Source organism: Aminobacter sp. P4_D5, from assembly GCF_056401815.1.
In genome coordinates, this window is record NZ_JBFUIP010000449.1 from 1 (window position 1) to 978 (window position 978).

A 978-nucleotide genomic window follows, 5' to 3' on the forward strand; every position below is an offset into this window, starting at 1 on the left:
GGGTGATCGTCTCCACCGGCAGCTTCTGGTGGAACACGGAGATGAGCTACGTCGTGGCCTTCGCCTTCTTCATCGTGGTGATCTTCGCGCGCCCGCAGGGACTCTTTGCCCGATGATTCCTGTTGTCGTCGCGATCGCTGCGGTCCTGGCCGTCGTGCCATTGCTCGGCACGCCGGACTACTTCCTGCATCTCGGCATCACCTCCATGCTCATGGCCGTCTCCGGCACGGGCTGGGCGATGATGGGGCGCTTCGGCCTTGTCTCGCTGGGCCATGGCGCCTTCATCGGCACGGCGGCCTATGTGATGGCGCTGCTCTGGAACGAGGCGGGGCTGACGCCCTGGCTAGGCCTGCCCATCGGCGTGGGCGCGGCGATGATCCTGGCGGCGCTGCTCGGCTATCCCTGCTTCCGGCTGCGCGTGGTGGGGCACTACTTCGCGCTGGTGACGCTCGCGGCCGGCGAGATCGTGCGGCTGATGATCGTGGCGCTGCGCGAGCACACCGGCGGCTCGCTCGGCATGACGCCGCGGCTGGCGCCGGACGCGCCCTTCCTCGCCATGCAGTTCAGCAAGACCGGCTTCTGGTGGATGGCGCTGATCACGTGGGTCTTCGGCCTGCTGGTCTGGTGGTGGCTGGACCGCAGCATGTCGTCCAGGGCGCTGGCGGCGATCAACGAGGACCAGGACGCCGCGGCCTCCATCGGCATCCACGTGACGCGGGAGAAGCTGCGCGTCACCATCATCTCCGCGGGGATCGCGGCGCTGGGTGGGGCGCTGGGCGCGCAGTATCGGCTTTACCTCAATCCGGAATCGCTGGCGGGGATCGGCATTTCCCTGCAGATCGTCTTCGGCGCGATCGCGGGGGGAATGTATTCGATGCTGGGGCCGAGCGTCGGCGCCGTCTTCACCATTGCACTTGAGGAAGTCTTGCGCGTGGGCTTCGGCACGGCCTTCATTGGTGCGGCGCCTTTCGCCTATGG

Annotated in this window: 1 protein-coding gene; it reads left to right on the top strand. The window is 67.4% G+C overall.

The window, feature by feature from the left end; all coding sequences use genetic code 11:
- Nucleotides 1–112: 112 nt before the first annotated feature.
- A partial coding sequence (locus tag AC1DWF_RS32650; protein WP_476842663.1) for a branched-chain amino acid ABC transporter permease occupies nucleotides 113–978 on the top strand: 866 nt, incomplete at its 3' end.